The 16,248-nt window shown below is 70.9% G+C and carries 14 protein-coding genes and 1 pseudogene; 10 read left to right on the forward strand and 5 right to left on the reverse strand.

What is annotated here, in order from left to right; all coding sequences use genetic code 11:
- Positions 1 to 151 precede the first annotated feature (151 nt).
- Both aceE and ASD48_RS03435 read left to right on the forward strand, forming a co-directional pair.
- The gene (gene aceE, locus ASD48_RS03430) at positions 152 to 2,899 is read left to right on the forward strand and encodes a pyruvate dehydrogenase (acetyl-transferring), homodimeric type (RefSeq protein ID WP_057599843.1); all 2,748 of its coding nucleotides are present in this window, start codon (positions 152 to 154) and stop codon (positions 2,897 to 2,899) included.
- 73 nt (positions 2,900 to 2,972) lie between these two features.
- Positions 2,973 to 3,830: a potassium channel family protein gene (locus tag ASD48_RS03435; RefSeq protein ID WP_079073587.1), complete on the forward strand. Its 858-nt coding sequence runs from the start codon at positions 2,973 to 2,975 to the stop codon at positions 3,828 to 3,830.
- Positions 3,831 to 3,851: 21 nt separating this feature from the next.
- Here the strand turns inward: ASD48_RS03435 and ASD48_RS03440 are convergent, their stop codons facing one another.
- Together ASD48_RS03440 and ASD48_RS03445 are read right to left on the reverse strand one after the other, a co-directional pair.
- Entirely contained in the window at positions 3,852 to 4,157 is a 306-nt protein-coding gene (locus ASD48_RS03440) for a hypothetical protein (protein ID WP_057599845.1), read from the reverse strand.
- A gap of 312 nt (positions 4,158 to 4,469) precedes the next feature.
- Positions 4,470 to 6,089, reverse strand: a complete 1,620-nt coding sequence (locus ASD48_RS03445) for an MFS transporter (RefSeq protein ID WP_057599846.1) — start codon at positions 6,087 to 6,089, stop codon at positions 4,470 to 4,472.
- Between the two features lie 67 nt (positions 6,090 to 6,156).
- Between ASD48_RS03445 and ASD48_RS03450 the strand changes: the two genes are divergently transcribed.
- The 3 genes from ASD48_RS03450 (at position 6,157) to ASD48_RS03460 (ending at position 9,129) form a co-directional block, all read left to right on the forward strand.
- A complete protein-coding gene (locus tag ASD48_RS03450) occupies positions 6,157 to 6,783 on the forward strand; it encodes a TetR family transcriptional regulator (protein WP_057599847.1) in 627 nt (208 codons plus the stop codon).
- 212 nt (positions 6,784 to 6,995) lie between these two features.
- On the forward strand, positions 6,996 to 8,213 hold the full coding sequence (locus tag ASD48_RS03455; RefSeq protein WP_057599848.1) for an alpha/beta hydrolase: 1,218 nt from the start codon (positions 6,996 to 6,998) through the stop codon (positions 8,211 to 8,213).
- Positions 8,214 to 8,271: 58 nt separating this feature from the next.
- Positions 8,272 to 9,129, forward strand: coding sequence for a DUF4429 domain-containing protein (locus tag ASD48_RS03460; RefSeq protein WP_057600977.1), 858 nt, complete (start codon positions 8,272 to 8,274; stop codon positions 9,127 to 9,129).
- An 86-nt stretch (positions 9,130 to 9,215) separates the two neighbouring features.
- Here ASD48_RS03460 and ASD48_RS03465 read toward each other — a convergent pair whose 3' ends face one another.
- Entirely contained in the window at positions 9,216 to 10,232 is a 1,017-nt protein-coding gene (locus ASD48_RS03465; RefSeq protein WP_057599849.1) for an aldo/keto reductase, read from the reverse strand.
- The gene (locus tag ASD48_RS03470; protein ID WP_057599850.1) at positions 10,229 to 10,723 is read right to left on the reverse strand and encodes a MerR family transcriptional regulator; all 495 of its coding nucleotides are present in this window, start codon (positions 10,721 to 10,723) and stop codon (positions 10,229 to 10,231) included. Before ASD48_RS03470 ends, ASD48_RS03465 begins: the two co-directional genes overlap by 4 nt.
- Positions 10,724 to 10,820: 97 nt before the next feature.
- On the opposite strand from ASD48_RS03470, the pseudogene ASD48_RS45045 reads away from it, so the two are divergent.
- Together ASD48_RS45045 and ASD48_RS03480 are read left to right on the forward strand one after the other, a co-directional pair.
- Positions 10,821 to 11,328, forward strand: a pseudogene (locus ASD48_RS45045) (GNAT family N-acetyltransferase).
- A gap of 19 nt (positions 11,329 to 11,347) precedes the next feature.
- Positions 11,348 to 12,169, forward strand: a complete 822-nt coding sequence (locus tag ASD48_RS03480) for a serine hydrolase domain-containing protein (RefSeq protein ID WP_057599851.1) — start codon at positions 11,348 to 11,350, stop codon at positions 12,167 to 12,169.
- Here the strand turns inward: ASD48_RS03480 and ASD48_RS03485 are convergent.
- Complete coding sequence (locus tag ASD48_RS03485; protein WP_107104211.1) at positions 12,135 to 12,833, reverse strand: pirin family protein; 699 nt, start codon at positions 12,831 to 12,833, stop codon at positions 12,135 to 12,137. The two genes, ASD48_RS03480 and ASD48_RS03485, sit on opposite strands and share 35 nt — an antisense overlap.
- 115 nt (positions 12,834 to 12,948) lie before the next feature.
- Between ASD48_RS03485 and ASD48_RS03490 the strand changes: the two genes are divergently transcribed.
- The 3 genes from ASD48_RS03490 (at position 12,949) to ASD48_RS03500 (ending at position 16,181) form a co-directional block, all read left to right on the forward strand.
- Positions 12,949 to 14,154 (forward strand): helix-turn-helix domain-containing protein, encoded by a 1,206-nt coding sequence (locus tag ASD48_RS03490; RefSeq protein ID WP_020126928.1) that lies wholly within the window; start codon positions 12,949 to 12,951, stop codon positions 14,152 to 14,154.
- Positions 14,155 to 14,243: 89 nt separating this feature from the next.
- A complete protein-coding gene (locus tag ASD48_RS03495) occupies positions 14,244 to 15,170 on the forward strand; it encodes an ACP S-malonyltransferase (protein ID WP_057599853.1) in 927 nt (308 codons plus the stop codon).
- 9 nt (positions 15,171 to 15,179) lie between these two features.
- A complete protein-coding gene (locus ASD48_RS03500) occupies positions 15,180 to 16,181 on the forward strand; it encodes a ketoacyl-ACP synthase III (protein ID WP_057599854.1) in 1,002 nt (333 codons plus the stop codon).
- Positions 16,182 to 16,248 lie beyond the last annotated feature (67 nt).

The raw sequence follows: 16,248 nt of genomic DNA on the forward strand, positions 1-16,248 counted from the left end.
TACCTCGGGGTAGAGATGACGTTTGCGGCCCCTAGGTACACGATGGGGGCGGTGCAGGCACTGGAGAGTCAGCGAGACACCCCGCGAGGCACCCGCGAGGCGCGAACGAGAAACACCGTCCCACCCAGCCCTCTGACAGGTAAGGAACAGCGTGGCTTCCGGATCCGATCGCAACCCGATCATCATTGGCGGCCTTCCGAGTCAGGTTCCTGACTTCGACCCCGAGGAAACCCAGGAGTGGCTCGACTCCCTCGACGCCGCGATCGACGAGCGCGGCCGGGAGCGGGCCCGCTATCTGATGCTCCGGCTGATCGAACGGGCCCGCGAGAAGCGGGTGGCCGTGCCCGAGATGCGCAGCACGGACTACGTCAACACCATCCCGACCCGGGCCGAGCCCTTCTTCCCGGGCAACGAGGAGATCGAGCGCCGGATCCTCAACGCGACCCGGTGGAACGCGGCCGTGATGGTGTCCAGGGCCCAGCGGCCCGGCATCGGGGTGGGCGGTCACATCGCCACCTTCGCCTCCTCCGCGTCCCTGTACGACGTCGGCTTCAACCACTTCTTCCGCGGCAAGGACGAGGGCGACGGCGGCGACCAGGTCTTCTTCCAGGGGCACGCGTCCCCGGGCATCTACGCGCGCGCGTTCCTCCTCGACCGGCTGAGCGAGCAGAACCTGGACGCGTTCCGCCAAGAGAAGTCGAAGGCGCCGAACGGGCTGTCCTCGTACCCGCACCCGCGCCTGATGCCGGACTTCTGGGAGTTCCCGACCGTGTCGATGGGCCTCGGCCCGATCGGCGCGATCTACCAGGCGCGGATGAACCGCTACATGCACGCGCGCGGGATCGCCGACACGTCGAAGTCGCATGTGTGGGCGTTCCTCGGCGACGGCGAGATGGACGAGCCGGAGTCGCTCGGCCAGCTGACCATCGCCGCACGTGAGGGCCTGGACAACCTGACCTTCGTCGTCAACTGCAACCTCCAGCGCCTGGACGGTCCGGTGCGCGGCAACGGCAAGGTCATCCAGGAGCTGGAGTCGGTCTTCCGGGGCGCCGGCTGGAACGTGATCAAGCTGATCTGGGACCGCTCCTGGGACCCGCTGCTCGCCCAGGACCGCGACGGCACCCTCGTCAACCGGATGAACACGACGCCGGACGGCCAGTTCCAGACCTACGCCACCGAGTCCGGCGCCTACATCCGCGACCACTTCTTCGGCGACGACCAGCGGCTGCGCGCGATGGTCGAGGGCATGACCGACGACCAGATCCTGCACCTGGGCCGCGGCGGTCACGACCACCGCAAGATCTTCGCCGCGTTCAAGGCGGCCGTGGAGCACACCGGCCAGCCGACGGTCATCCTCGCCAAGACGGTCAAGGGCTGGACGCTGGGGCCGAACTTCGAGGGCCGCAACGCCACGCACCAGATGAAGAAGCTGACGGTCTCCGACCTCAAGGGCTTCCGCGACCGGCTGCACCTGCCGATCTCCGACAAGGAGCTGGAGGGCGGCCTCCCGCCGTACTTCCACCCCGGGCGGAACTCGGAGGAGATCCAGTACATGCACGACCGCCGCAAGGGCCTCGGCGGTTACGTCCCGACCCGTGTCGTGCGCTCGAAGCCGCTTACGCTGCCGGACGAGAAGACCTACGCGAGTGTGAAGAAGGGCTCGGGTCAGCAGTCCATCGCGACGACCATGGCCTTTGTGCGGCTCCTGAAGGACCTCATGCGGGACAAGGAACTCGGCAAGCGCTTCGTGCTGATCGCGCCGGACGAGTACCGCACGTTCGGCATGGACTCCTTCTTCCCGAGTGCGAAGATCTACAATCCGCTCGGTCAGCAGTACGAGGCGGTCGACCGGGATCTGCTGCTCGCCTACAAGGAGTCGCCGACCGGGCAGATGCTGCACGACGGCATCTCGGAGGCCGGCTGCACGGCGTCCCTGATCGCGGCGGGCTCGGCGTACGCCACCCACGGCGAGCCGCTGATCCCGGTCTACGTCTTCTACTCGATGTTCGGTTTCCAGCGCACCGGCGACCAGTTCTGGCAGATGTCGGACCAGCTGGCGCGCGGTTTCGTACTGGGTGCGACCGCCGGCCGGACGACCCTGACCGGTGAGGGCCTCCAGCACGCGGACGGCCACTCGCAGCTGCTCGCCTCGACGAACCCGGGCTGTGTCGCCTACGACCCGGCGTTCGGTTTCGAGATCGCGCACATCGTGCAGGACGGTCTGCGCAGGATGTACGGCAGTTCCGCCGAGCACCCGCACGGCGAGGACGTCTTCTACTACCTGACCGTCTACAACGAGCCCATCCAGCACCCGGCCGAGCCGGACGACGTGGACGTCGAGGGGATCCTCAAGGGCGTCCACCGCTTCAGCCGGGGCACCTCGGGGTCGATCCCGGCGCAGATCCTCGCGTCCGGCGTGGCCGTCCCCTGGGCGGTCGAGGCGCAGAAGATCCTCGCCGAGGACTGGAACGTCAAGGCGGACGTCTGGTCCGCGACCTCCTGGAACGAGCTGCGGCGCGAGGCCGTCGAGGTCGAGCGGCACAACCTGCTGCACCCGGAGGAGGAGCAGCGGGTGCCGTACGTGACGCGCAAGCTGGCCGGGGCCGAGGGGCCGTTCGTGGCCGTCTCGGACTGGATGCGGTCGGTCCCCGACCAGATCGCGCGCTGGGTGCCGGGCACGTACCAGTCGCTGGGCGCGGACGGCTTCGGCTTCGCGGACACCCGGGGAGCGGCTCGCCGCTTCTTCCACATCGACGCGCAGTCGATCGTGGTGGGGGTGCTGACCGAGCTGGCGAAGGAGGGCAAGGTCGACCGGTCCCTGCTGAAGCAGGCCGTCGACCGGTACCAGCTGCTGGACGTGTCGGCGGCGGACCCGGGGGCGGCCGGAGGCGACGCGTAGCACCGGGCGTGCGCAGGGGTGGTGGAGCAGCAGTGGGCTCCACCACCCCTTACTCGTTCTTTACGATGCGGGCATGCAAGAACAATCCGCGCAGAGCCGGTGGGAGCTCTGGACCCAGCGACCGTTGCTGGGCCTCGCCGTGGTGTTCGCCGTCGCCTACGCCGTGCCGATCGTGGACACCTCGGCCGACCACACGCTGACCACCGCCTGCACCGCGGTCGAGTGGGTGGTGTGGGGGGCGTTCGCCCTGGACTACGTGGTCCGGCTGGCCCTGACGTCCGATCGCCGGCGGTTCGTGCGCACGCACTGGCTGGACCTGTGCGCGGTGTTGCTGCCGCTGGCGCAGCAGCTCAAGCTGCTGCGGCTGGTCTCGACGCTGCTGCTGGTGGGGCGGCGGGCGCGGATGGCCTCGCAGATCCGGATGACGACGTATGTCGTGGGAGCGGTCGTGGGGCTGCTGATGTTCGGCTCGCTGGCCGTGCTCTCGGTGGAGCGGGATTCGCCGGACGGGAACATCCGCACGCTGGGTGACGCGCTGTGGTGGTCCTTCACGACGATGACGACCGTGGGGTACGGGGACCACGCGCCGACCACCGGACTGGGGCGGATCATCGCCGTCGGGCTGATGCTCTCCGGGATCGCGCTGCTCGGTGTCGTCACCGCGAACATCGCCGCGTGGTTCATCGCCCGGTTCGACAAGGACGACGTCGAGGAACGCGCCCAGACGGAGGCGATCCTGGTCCTGACGCAGGAGGTACGGGCGCTGCGGGCGGAAGTGGCGGCTCTGCGGAACGGACCCGAGGGGGCTCTGCGGAACGGACCCGAAGAGGCACTGCGGAACGGACCCGAAGGGGCGCTGCATGACGGGCCGGAAGGGGCGCTGCGCCCCGGGCCCCCGCCCGCCGTGCCGACCCGCCAGCCGTCGCGGTAGGCGGAAGGGCTGGGGTCGGCGCTACAGCAGCCCGTTGCCCGTGCCGGTCGCTCCCGCCAGCCAGATGAGCGCCAGCAGGGTGTCGATCGCGCCGAGGGCGACGGCGACCAGGGCCGGTACCGGACGGGAACCCGCCCAGCTGCGGCCCATGGCCAGCCAGCCGCAGACGATCGCCGCCGGGCCGAGGACGATCCCCAGCGCGAAGAATCCGGCGACCGCGCAGACGAGGCCGACGATGCCGAGCGTCGCGCGATCCGGCCCGGTCCGTGACCCCATGCGGCCACGTGAGCGGGGGTACCTGCGCGTGCCGTTTCCGAAGCCGGCCATCGAACAACTCCCTGGATTCCGGGGATGTGTTGTTCTTCGGGTACCCGCGACACGCGGAACATTCCCCGCAGTTGCCGGGCAGTCGGCGCGCTGTCCCCCTCCGGCAGCGCGCCGCGGCCCTGGCCGTCCTCCCATCCGGAGGACTTGACTAACTGTGACCTGCGACGCGTGCCGGATGCGAGGAACCTTTAGCGTTGTCACCCTGATAGGGGAAACTTGCTGAAGTTCCGTCAGGGTGGAAGCTCCCCCAGGTTGAAGCTCCCCCAGGTTGAAGCTCCCCCAGGTTGAAGCTCCGCCGGAGTCGCAGTTCCGTCAGATGTGACCCACGCCCGCGCCCGCCTCCGCGTTCACGCCCCGTTTCGTGAGCAGCGCGACGAACACGGCGACGACCGCGACCCCGGCGGCGACCAGCGAGGCGAGGCTCATCCCGGAGATGAACGTGTCGTGGGCGACCTCCGTGATCTTCGCGGCGATCGCTTCGGGGGTGCCCTTGGCCACCGGCGCCACGCCGACCTGGACCGCCTCGGAGGCCTGGTCCAGCTGGGCGGGGGTGAGCTCGGGCAGGCCCGCGCCCTTCCAGTTGGCGGGCAGGTCACCGTCCACCTTGGAGGCCATCACGGCGCCCAGGACCGCCGTACCGAGGCTGCCGCCGATCTGCATGGCCGCCTGCTGGAGGCCGCCCGCGACGCCGGACAGCTCCATGGGGGCGTTGCCCACGATGACCTCCGTCGCGCCGACCATGACCGGGGCGAGACCGAAGCCGAGCAGGGCGAACCAGATCGACATGAGACCGCTGCCGGTGTCCGTCTCCAGCGTGGACATGCCGTACATGGCGATCGCGGTGGCGGCCATACCGCCCGCCAGCGGGATGCGCGGGCCGAGCTTGGTGATCGCCGCGCCCGCGAGCGGGGAGCCGACGATCATCATGCCGGTCAGCGGGAGCAGGTGCAGACCCGCGTCGATCGGGCTCATGCCGTGCACGTTCTGCAGATAGAACGTCACGAAGAACAGGCCGCCCATGAAGGCGATCGCCATCAGGACCATGAGGACCACCCCGGCCGACAGCGGGACCGAGCGGAACAGCGCCAGCGGGATGAGCGGCTCCTTCACCTTCGTCTCCCAGAAGGCGAAGGCCGCGAAGAGCACCGCGGAGCCGACGAGGAACGCCCAGGTCAGGCTGTCGGCCCAGCCCCAGGTCGGCGCCTTGATCAGGGCCCAGACCAGGCAGAACATCGCGGCCGAGAGCAGGGCGATGCCGAGGAGGTCGAAGGAGCGCGGAGCGTTCTCGGCACGGTGGTCGAGCAGGATCACCGCGCCCAGGACCAGGGCGAGGGCGCCGACCGGCACGTTGATGAAGAACACCGACTGCCAGTTGACGTGCTCGACGAGGACACCGCCGAGGATCGGGCCGCCGGCGGTCGACGCGCCGATGACCATGCCCCACAGGCCGATGGCCATGTTGAGCTTCTCGGCCGGGAAGGTCGCGCGCAGCAGCCCCAGCGCGGCCGGCATCAGCAGGGCGCCGAACAGGCCCTGGAGCGCCCGGAAGGCGACGACGGCGCCGATGCTGCCGGACAGGCCGATCGCGCCGGAGGCGGCCGCGAAGCCGACGACGCCTATCAGGAACGTCTGGCGGTGGCCGAAGCGGTCACCGAGCTTGCCCGCAGTGATCAGGGAGACCGCGAGGGCGAGGAAGTAGGCGTTGGTGATCCACTGGACCTCGGCGAAGGTGGCGCCCAGGTCGCTGGCGATGGCCGGGTTGGCGATGGCCACGATGGTGCCGTCGAGGGCCACCATCATGACGCCGACGGCGACGGTGATGAGGGTGAACCACGGGTGGCCGCGCAGGCCCTTGGCCGGCGGTCCGTCCGAGGGGTCCGCCGGTGTGCTGCCGCCCGGTCCCGTCGCGTCGATGGTGGTCTGACTGGTCATGCGTTCGAGGTTAGTGACAGCCGCTGACAATTGACAAACGAGTTCAGAAGTCGGTAACTGACACATCATGGAAACTCTGCGTGAGCGCAAGAAACAGCGCACCCGGGACGCGCTGCTGCGCGCCGCGGTGGAGCTGTTCACCTCGCAGGGATACGAGGGGACCACCGTCGACGAGATCGCCGCCGCCGTCGACGTCTCGCAGCGCACCTTCTTCCGCTACTTCGCCGGAAAGGACGAGGCCGCGCTCGCCCTGGTGGAGATGACGGTGGAGCGGTTCGCCGAGGCGGTGCGCGCGCGCCCGCCGCACGAGCCGCCGCTGGAGGCGCTGCGTCAGGCCGTGCTGGACGGCTGGGACTCGATCAACGAGGTCGTCGAGTCCGTCGTACCCGTGGAGCTGTATCTGCGCATGTACCGGGTGATCGAGTCGACACCGGTACTGCTCGCCGCGCATCTGCGACGCTCGGTGGAGGTGGAGGAGGACCTCGCGCGGGTGATCGCCGAGCGCGAGGGGCTCGACATGGACGCCGATCCGCGGCCGCGGCTGGCGGTGGCCGTGTTCAGCGGGGTGATGCGGGTGACGGAACGGCAGTGGTCCACCGGCGCGGACTTCAGCCTGGACCGGATCCGCGCGCTGACATCGCTGTATCTCGACGGGGTGGGTCCCGCTCTGCTGGGAGACTGGCGCGAGGCCTGAGGGGCGTACGCGCAAGGGTCCGACGGACCTGCGCGAGGCCTGACGGAGGCCTGAGGGACGTGCGCGGCGCGTGCCCTCACGGACATCCTCACGGACATCCTGACGGACATAGAGAGCTAAAGGCCTTTATGACCCTCGCCACGCCCGCTGAAACGTGATCCCCGTCACTTGGGTCACCCGAGACCCTCTCGTTCTCCTAGTGTGTCCTTTCAGTGACTTCCTTCGACACCTCCCCGCAACTCAACGTCTGGCGCGCACTGGCCGCCCTGGCCGTGGTGTTCGTGATGCTGGCGACCACCGGCTGGACGGCCCTGCGCCACCAGCGGGAGACCACCGCTCTCCAGACCTCGCGCTCGGAGTGGGAACACGGCCGGCTGGCCGGGCACCGGCTGCCGGACCCCGGCTCCGCCCCCGCCCGGCTGGCGCGCTTCTTCGCCTCGCTCACCGCTCCGCAGCGGACCGTGCTCGTGCACGAGTACCCGCTCGCGGTGGGCAACATGAACGGCGCCCCCGCCGAGCTGCGCTACCGCGCCAACCGGGTGGCGCTGCGGCAGCAGGTGCGGCTCGAACGCACCCGCATGCACGACAGCCGGCTCACTCCCTCGGGGCAGCAGCTGGCCGGCCGGCGCATGCACCGCTACGAATCGATGAGCACCGCCGACCGGCAGATCCTCGCCTTCGACCCGGAGGGCTCCGGCCGGGTGGCCGAGGTGTTCGGCAGCCTGGACCAGGCCGAGCGGATCTCCGTCGTCGTCCCCGGCGTCGACACCGACCTGCTCACCTTCCAGCGCACGAACCGCAAGTACTCGGCGCCGGTCGGCATGGCCCAGGCCCTCTACTCGGCCGAGCGCGAGGCGAGCCCCTCGACGCGTACGGCCGTGATCGCCTGGGCCGACTACACCTCCCCCGACGGTCTCGGCATCGACTCGGCCACCGCGATGCGCGCCGAGAGCGGCGCCGTCCGGCTGAACGCCCTGCTGACCGCCCTGCCGGGCAGCGCGCCCGTCTCGATGTTCTGTCACAGCTACGGCTCGGTGGTGTGCGGGGTCGCCGCGCACGCCATGCCGGACCGGGTGGCCGACATCGCGGTGGCCGGCAGCCCCGGGATGCGGGTGGAGAACGCGGCACAGCTGGACACCGACGCCCGCGTGTGGGCGATGCGGGACGCCGACGACTGGGTGCAGGACGTGCCGCACCTGGAGGTCGGCGGTCTCGGTCACGGCGAGGACCCGATGGCGCGGGAGTTCGGCGCGCGGGTGCTGTCGGCACGGGAGGCGAAGGGCCACGGCGGCTACTTCGAACCCGGTACGGACAGCCTGCGCAACTTCGCCGAGATCGGCACTGGCGCGTACCGCTCGGTGGAGTGCGCCCACGAAGCTGCCGCCTGCACGGCGGGTTTGTCCGATACGACAGAGGCCGGACGCGCGTAGAGACGCAGGAATTGCGGCACGCGCGGGGAGGGGACGAAGAATGGGTGTCCCGCATACGATGAGCCGCATGGGTGACGTACTGGCCGGAATTCATGCCGCCTGGGAGTTCGATTCCGACTCCGTCCTCATCCGCTACGAACGGGGGCTGCGCACGCCCAAGCTGCTGTCGGCACTGGGCGAGCGCCGGATTCCGCTGGCGGCCATAGGTCGGGTGACCCTGACCCCCGGCAAGCGCGGAACGGTCGTGCTCCAGGCGGAACCGAGGCCGGGAGCCGATCCGTTGATGGAGGCGGCCGCGGGACAGCTCAAGGAAGGGTGCGACCCGTACCGGCTGGTGCTGCCCGCCGAGCGGGAGACCCTCGCCGAGTACTACGCGGACGAGCTGCGGGCGCAGTTGACCGACTCCGGGCCCGCGGAACGCTTCCTGGTGGACGCGCCCGAGGTGCCGCTGTCGTTCAAGGCGTACGACGGGAAGGCGTCGTTCGACGGGCGCACCGTGCGGTTCCGGTGGTTCTGGACGGGCGCGTCGTCGGCGAAGTGGAAGGCCGGTGACCAGAGTTTCGCCGTGTCCGCGCTGACCGGGGTCGAGTGGCGGTCGCCCGAGGTGTTCGAGGGGCATCTGCGGCTGCTGCGCGGCGAGGCCGTTCCGGCCCCGGCCGACCAGGATCCGGCGACCGTCGTCTTCGGGCTGGGGTACGGGCCGGTGCACGAGTCGCTGCCGTTCGCGGCGGCGGTCCTGGCGGCGGTCCGCGGCCGCGGATCCGCGGCGCCGGCCGTCCCGGCAGCGGTCGCGCCGCGCCGGGACCCCGCCGACATCGCCGAGCGGATCCGCCACCTCGGGGAGCTGCACCTGGCCGGGCTGGTCACCGACGAGGAGTTCTCCGCCAAGAAGGCCGAGTTGCTGGCCGAGCTCTAGGGCGGGTCTGACCATGCGCGTCGCGCGCCCGGCGGGAATTGTCGGACGCGCCCCGGGGCCCGCCCCGAACGGGCGGGCCCCGGCTCTCATTCGCGTCCGGCGGAGGTGAACCTCATGTCCGGGTAGCGGTCGCCCGCCACCTTGCCGGCGATGGGCTCCAGCAACGCCAGTTCCTGCGGCGTCAGTTCGATGGCCGTCGCCGCCGTGTTCTCCTCGACCCGGGTGGGCTTGCGGGTGCCCGGGATCGGGACCACCGACAGGCCGTGGACCCGGGACTGCTGCTGGACCCAGGCCAGGGCGATCTGACCGGGCGTCGCCCCGTGGGCCTCCGCGACCGCGCGTATCGGGTCCAGGAGCGCCCCGTTGGCGGCGGCGTTGTCACCGGTGAAGCGGGGCTGCTGACGGCGGAAGTCGTCGGCGGTGAGGTCCTGGTCGGCGTCGGCGAAGGAGCCGGTGAGGAAACCCCGGCCGAGCGGGGAGTACGCGACCAGGGTCACGCCCAGTTCACGGGCCGCCGGGACCACCTGGGCCTCGATGTCGCGGCTGAACAGCGACCACTCCGACTGCACCGCGGCGATGGGGTGGACCTCCTGGGCCGCGCGCAGCTCGGCGGCCGTCACCTCGCTCAGGCCCAGCTGCTTGACCTTGCCCTCGCGCACCAGTTCGGCCATCACGCCGACGGTGTCCTCGATCGGCACGTTCACGTCGCGCCGGTGCATGTAGTAGAGGTCGATGACGTCGACGTCCAGCCGGCTCAGGCTCGCCTCGACGGACTGCCGGATGTACGGCGCGTCGTTGCGGATGATCCGCCGGGTCGGATCGTCCGGCGGGACCGCCAGGGCGAACTTGGTCGCGATCACGACCTCGTCGCGGTGGGCCTTGAAGAACGGGGAGAGGAACCGCTCGTTCTCGCCCGCGCCGTACGCGTCCGCCGTGTCGTACATCGTGACGCCGAGCTCCAGGGCGCGTTCCAGGGTGGCCCGCGACTCCTTCGCGTCCGTGGGGCCGTAGGCGAAGCTCATGCCCATGCAGCCGAGGCCCTGGGCGCCGATCTCGGGTCCCGGTCCGCCGAGTCGGGCCGTCGGGATCCTGGGGTCGGTCATCGGGCGGTCCCTTCCGCTTCGTGGTAGTGGACGCCGGTGGCGTCCGCGTAGAAATCGATCTTGCGGTCGAGCACGGCGAGGGTGTCCCGGAGTTCGGCGATCCGGGCCCGGACGTCCCGCCGGGTCGCCTCTAGCAGCTCGTACCGCTCACGGAACGTGCTCTCGCCCTCCCGCACCAGCTCGGCGTACCGCACCATGTCGGCGACCGGCATTCCGGTCAGCCGCAGCTTCCCGACGAGGTCGAGCCAGTCCAGGTCACGGTTGCTGTAGCGGCGCTGGCCGGTGTGCGAGCGGTCGATGTGGGACATCAGCCCGATCCGCTCGTACCAGCGCAGGGTGTGGGCGGTGAGGCCGGTGAAGGCGACGACCTCGCTGATCGTGTAACTGTCCTGCCCGTCCGGACGGGGGTGCCGCGGGGGTGGCGCGGAGCAGACGTCCGGCGGGTTCGGGGTTTGCTCGATGGTCACGGGCGTGGTCTGCAACACCGTCATGCCCTCCACGCTATGGCCTTGGAGTGCGCTCCAAGCAAGCGAAATCGGTAAGAAAACCGGGGGACGCGGCTTGATCACGCTGGTTGGCGTGCGGGGCATGAGTCTCGTACGCCGTGCCCTGCCCGAGGACGCCGCCGAAGGACTGCGGCTGCGCCAGGTGATGATCGACTCGATGGTGGCGGTGGGCACCTCCACCGGCTGGCATGCCGAGTCGCTGCACCGCTGCGGGAGCGGCTGTCCGAGCCGGACGGGGACTTCGCGGCCTTCGTCGTGGATCACCCGGAGCGGCCGGGGATGCCGGCCGCGCTGGTCGTCGGGACGGTCGAGTACCGGATGGGCCGGGCCGGCAACCCGCGGGGGATCATCGGCTTCGTCTCCAGCGTCGCCACCGACCCCGACGCGCGCCGATGGGGGTCCCCCCGGGTCGAGCGAAGCCGAGAGTCGGGGGGAGGGTACGCGCGCGCCGGCGTGGACGCGCTGCCGGCCTGGTTCCGGGCCCGGGGCGTCGTGCAGGTCCACCTGACCGCGTCCGCCGACGCGGCCCCCTCTACTCCTCCCTGGGCTTCAGGCCCAAGCCGGACCCCTTGATGGAGCTGCTGCTCTGAGCCGCATAGGCTCGACGGCATGTCGCTCAAGAGCCTCGCGCTGATCGAGAACTGGCCGGTTCCCTCCGCCTCGGCGGGTGTCGTACGGGCCGACGGTACGGTCCTGGGGACCCATGGCCCGGTCGGCCGGCGCTTCCCGCTGGCCTCGGTCACCAAGCCGCTCGCCGCGTACGCCGCCCTCGTCGCGTACGAGGAGGGTGCCATCGAGCTGGACGAACCGGCCGGGCCGCCCGGGGCCACGGTCCGTCATCTCCTTGCGCACACCTCCGGGCTGGCCTTCGACGAGCACCGGGTGACGGCGCCTGCCGGGGAGCGGCGGCTGTACTCCAACGCCGGGTTCGAGCAGCTCGGCGACCACCTGGCGAAGGCGACGGAGATCCCGTTCGCGGAGTATCTGCGTCAGGCCGTGCTGGAGCCGCTGGGGATGACCGGCACCTCCCTGGAGGGCTCCCCGGCGAAGGACGGCGTCTCGACGGTCGAGGACCTGCTGCGGTTCGCGGCGGAGGTCCAGGCGCCCCGGCTGCTGGATCCGCGGACGGTGGCGGCGGCGATGACCGTGCAGTACCCGGGAACGAAGGGCGTGCTGCCGGGGTACGGGCACCAGAACCCCAACGACTGGGGGCTCGGCTTCGAGATCCGCGACTCCAAGTCGCCGCACTGGACCGGGAGTTCCTCCTCGCCGCGCACCTTCGGGCACTTCGGCCAGTCCGGAACGTTCCTGTGGGTCGACCCCGGGGCGGGCGTCGCCGGGGTCGCCCTGACGGACCGGGCGTTCGGACCGTGGGCGGTCGAGGCGTGGCCCGCGTTCACGGACGCGGTGCTGGCGGAGGTCCGGGGCTGAACTCCTGGTCACCCGGGCCGAACACCCACATCAGCAGCTCCGTGTCGGTCACGCCCACCGCCTCCACGTCCTTCGCGTCCGTGATGCGTGCCGCGTCCCCCGGCGCCAGCTCCTCGCCGTCCAGGCGGGCTTCGCCGCGTACGACGTGGACGTAGACGTGCGGCGCGTCCGGCACCGCCGTCCGCTCCCCCGCGCCCAGGCGCCGTACGTGCAGCATCGCGCCCGCCTCCGGGACGGCGTACGGGGTGGAGTCGGCGATGCCGCGGACCGTCTCGTAGGACGGGTCGCCGCCCGGGTCGAAGGGGGCCAGCCACATCTGGACGAAGGCCAGGGGCACGTCGGCGTCGTTGCGCTCCACGTGCCGTACCCCGCCCGCAGAGCTGAGCCGCTGCACGTCCCCGGGGCGGACCACGCTCTCGTGGCCGGCCGAGTCACGGTGGGTGAGCTCGCCCTCGACCACCCAGGTCACGATCTCGGTGTGGCTGTGGGGATGCTCGTCGAAGCCGGCGCCGGGCGCCAGGCGCTCCTCGTTGCAGGCGATCAGCGGACCGAAGCGGAGATTGCCGGGGTCGTAGTGGGGGCCGAAGGAGAAAGCGTGCCGGGTGTCGATCCCGGCGGCCGGGTCCCCGCCTCGGTAGCGCGCGTCGGCGCGCCGTACGTCCATCACGCGTCCACGGTAGACCCGCCGCCCCCGGACGATGACCGTGCCACGACCGCGTGCCGCCCCCTCCCGTGACCCGGCGGCGCACTCCCCCGTCCCGATAAGGCAGTCTTGTCCCGTGCCCGAACCCGAAACCAGTCACCCCGATCCCGCGGCGCACGCCGTCCACCCCCACCCCGCGACGCTGAAGCGGCTGGAGAAGTCCTCCGGAAGTCTCGCCGCCCAGGCCATCGCGCGGATGGACGAGACACTGTCGTGGTACCGGGCGATGCCCCCGGAGAACCGTTCCTGGATCGGGCTGGTCGCCCAGGCGGGCATCGCCGCCTTCACCGAGTGGTTCCGGCACCCGGACGCCCCGCAGGCCATCTCCACGGATGTGTTCGGGACCGCGCCCCGTGAGCTGACCCGGGCCATCACGCTGCGCCAGACCGTCGAGATGGTGCGCACGACCATCGAGGTCATGGAGTCCGCGATCGACGAGGTCGCGGCCCCCGGCGACGAGAACGTGCTGCGCGAGGCGCTTCTCGTGTACGCCCGGGAGATCGCCTTCGCCACCGCCCAGGTCTACGCCCAGGCCGCCGAGGCACGCGGCGCCTGGGACGCCCGGCTGGAGTCGCTCGTCGTGAACGCCGTGCTGAGCGGTGAGGCCGACGAGGGGGCGGTGAGCCGGGCCGCGGCCCTCGGGTGGAACGCGCCCGAGCACGTGTGCGTGGTCCTCGGGACCGCGCCCGACGGGGACTCCGAACTGACCGTCGAGGCGATCCGGCGGGCCGCGCGACACGCCAAGCTCCAGGTCCTCACCGGGGTGCTCGGCTCCCGGCTGGTAGTGATCGCCGGTGGCAGCGACAACCCGCTCGCCGTCGCCAGGTCGCTGATCGGGCCGTTCGCCGCGGGACCCGTGGTGGCCGGACCCGTCGTACCCGACCTGCTCGCCGCGACCCGGTCCGCACAGGCCGCCGCGGCCGGGCTCAAGGCCGGTTCCGCCTGGCAGGACGCACCCCGGCCGGTGCTGGCGGACGATCTGCTGCCGGAACGCGCGATCGCCGGTGATCCCGGTGCGCGTGAGCAGTTGGTGGAGGAGATCTACAGACCGCTCGAAGAGGCCGGGTCCGCGCTCCTGGAGACGCTCGCCGTCTACCTCGAACAGGCGTCCAGCCTCGAAGGGGCCGCGCGGATGCTCTTCGTTCATCCGAACACCGTGCGCTACCGGCTTCGACGTGTGACTGACGTCACCGGTTGGTCGCCTTCGGATGTACGCTCCGCGTTCACGCTCCGGATCGCGCTGATCCTGGGGCGCCTGGTCGACGGCGATCCCCAGACCTAGGCTTTTGTCGGGGCTCCACAAAACCCCCTGCCGTTCTTCGTCCCTGTCCCCACGGGCGGCTTCGGCCGTCCACAAGAGAGAGTGTGAGAGTGCTCGTACTCGTCGCTCCCGGCCAGGGCGCCCAGACGCCCGGCTTCCTGACCCCTTGGCTCGAACTGCCCGGTGCCGCCGCCCGCGTCGCCGCGTGGTCGGACGTCATCGGCCTGGACCTCGCCCACTACGGCACCCAGGCCGACGCGGACGAGATCCGTGACACCTCGGTGGCCCAGCCGCTGCTGGTGGCCGCCGGAATCCTGTCCGCCGCGGCGCTCGGCGACCTGGCGGACATCGCGCCCGGCGCCGTCGCCGGCCACAGCGTCGGCGAGATCACCGCCGCGACCTTCGCCGGAGTCCTCGACGACACCGCCGCGCTGACCCTCGTCCGCAAGCGCGGCCTGGCCATGGCCGCCGCCGCCGCGATCACCGAGACCGGTATGTCCGCGCTGCTCGGCGGCGACCCGGAGGTCTCCGTCGCGCACCTGGAGAAGCTGGGGCTGACCCCGGCGAACATCAACGGCGCGGGCCAGATCGTCGCGGCGGGCACGCTGGAGCAGCTCGCCGCGCTGAACGAGGACAAGCCCGAGGGCGTCCGCAAGGTCGTCCCGCTGAAGGTCGCCGGCGCCTTCCACACGCGCCACATGGCGCCCGCCGTGGAAACCCTCGCCAAGGCCGCCGTGGAGCTCACGCCGGCCGATCCGAAGATCGCTTACGTCTCCAACCGCGACGGGCAGTCGGTCGCCACCGGCGCCGAGATCCTGGAGCGGCTGGTCGGCCAGGTCGCCAACCCGGTCCGCTGGGACCTGTGCATGGAGACCTTCAAGGAGCTCGGCGCGACCGCGCTGATCGAGGTCTCACCGGGTGGCACCCTGGTCGGCCTCGCCAAGCGCGCCCTGCCCGGCGTGAAGACGCTGGCGCTGAAGACCCCCGACGACCTCGACGCCGCTCGCGAGCTCATCGCCGAGCACGGCGTCGCCTGAGGAGCCCTGATGGCGAAGATCAAGCCCAGCAAGGGCTCCCCGTACGCCCGGATCCTCGGGGTCGGCGGTTACCGGCCCGTCCGGGTCGTGCCCAACGAGGTGATCCTCGAGACGATCGACTCGTCCGACGAGTGGATCCGCTCGCGTTCCGGCATCGAGACCCGGCACTGGGCGAACGACGAGGAGACCGTCGCCGCCATGTCCGTCGAGGCGTCCGGCAAGGCCATCGCCGACGCCGGGATCACCGCCGAGCAGATCGGCGCGGTGGTCGTGTCGACCGTCTCGCACTTCAAGCAGACGCCGGCCGTCGCCACCGAGATCGCCGACAAGCTCGGCACGAACAAGGCCGCCGCCTTCGACATCTCGGCCGGCTGCGCGGGCTTCGGCTACGGCCTGACCCTCGCCAAGGGCATGGTGGTGGAAGGTTCCGCCGAGTACGTGCTCGTGATCGGTGTCGAGCGGCTGTCCGACCTGACCGACCTGGAGGACCGCGCGACGGCCTTCCTGTTCGGCGACGGCGCGGGCGCGGTCGTGGTCGGCCCGTCGAAGGAGCCGGCGATCGGCCCGACGGTCTGGGGCTCCGAGGGCGACAAGTCGGAGACCATCAAGCAGACCGTGCCGTGGACCGACTACCGCGACGGCGAGGTCGCCAGGTTCCCCGCGATCACGCAGGAGGGCCAGGCGGTCTTCCGCTGGGCCGTCTTCGAGATGGCGAAGGTCGCCAAGGAGGCGCTGGACGCCGCCGGCATCACCGCCGAAGAACTCGACGTCTTCATCCCGCACCAGGCCAACGAGCGGATCATCGACTCGATGGTGAAGACTCTCAAGCTGCCGCAGTCCGTCATGGTCGCCCGTGACGTACGCACCACCGGCAACACCTCGGCCGCCTCGATTCCGCTCGCGATGGAGCGGCTTCTGGCGACCGGCGAGGCGAAGAGCGGCGACACCGCGCTCGTCATCGGATTCGGGGCGGGTCTCGTCTACGCCGCCACTGTCGTTACCCTCCCCTAGGCACTCCGTGCCGGATCAACCGGTCCGGCGCGGGAGACACCCCATGCCACACCCTCTGGAATATCAA

The organism is Streptomyces sp. Root1310, assembly GCF_001426425.1.
Taxonomy (GTDB): Bacteria; Actinomycetota; Actinomycetes; order Streptomycetales; family Streptomycetaceae; genus Streptomyces.

Excerpts from the sequence above, each read along its gene's own strand:
- ASD48_RS03435 (WP_079073587.1), top strand. The coding sequence starts at position 2,973 with ATGCAAGAACAATCCGCGCAGAGCCGGTGGGAGCTCTGGACCCAGCGA.
- ASD48_RS03440 (WP_057599845.1), bottom strand. The coding sequence starts at position 4,157 with ATGGCCGGCTTCGGAAACGGCACGCGCAGGTACCCCCGCTCACGTGGC.
- ASD48_RS03445 (WP_057599846.1), bottom strand. The coding sequence starts at position 6,089 with ATGACCAGTCAGACCACCATCGACGCGACGGGACCGGGCGGCAGCACA.
- ASD48_RS03450 (WP_057599847.1), top strand. The coding sequence starts at position 6,157 with ATGGAAACTCTGCGTGAGCGCAAGAAACAGCGCACCCGGGACGCGCTG.
- ASD48_RS03460 (WP_057600977.1), top strand. The coding sequence starts at position 8,272 with ATGAGCCGCATGGGTGACGTACTGGCCGGAATTCATGCCGCCTGGGAG.
- ASD48_RS03465 (WP_057599849.1), bottom strand. The coding sequence starts at position 10,232 with ATGACCGACCCCAGGATCCCGACGGCCCGACTCGGCGGACCGGGACCC.
- ASD48_RS03470 (WP_057599850.1), bottom strand. The coding sequence starts at position 10,723 with ATGACGGTGTTGCAGACCACGCCCGTGACCATCGAGCAAACCCCGAAC.
- ASD48_RS03480 (WP_057599851.1), top strand. The coding sequence starts at position 11,348 with ATGTCGCTCAAGAGCCTCGCGCTGATCGAGAACTGGCCGGTTCCCTCC.
- ASD48_RS03485 (WP_107104211.1), bottom strand. The coding sequence starts at position 12,833 with ATGGACGTACGGCGCGCCGACGCGCGCTACCGAGGCGGGGACCCGGCC.
- ASD48_RS03500 (WP_057599854.1), top strand. The coding sequence starts at position 15,180 with ATGGCGAAGATCAAGCCCAGCAAGGGCTCCCCGTACGCCCGGATCCTC.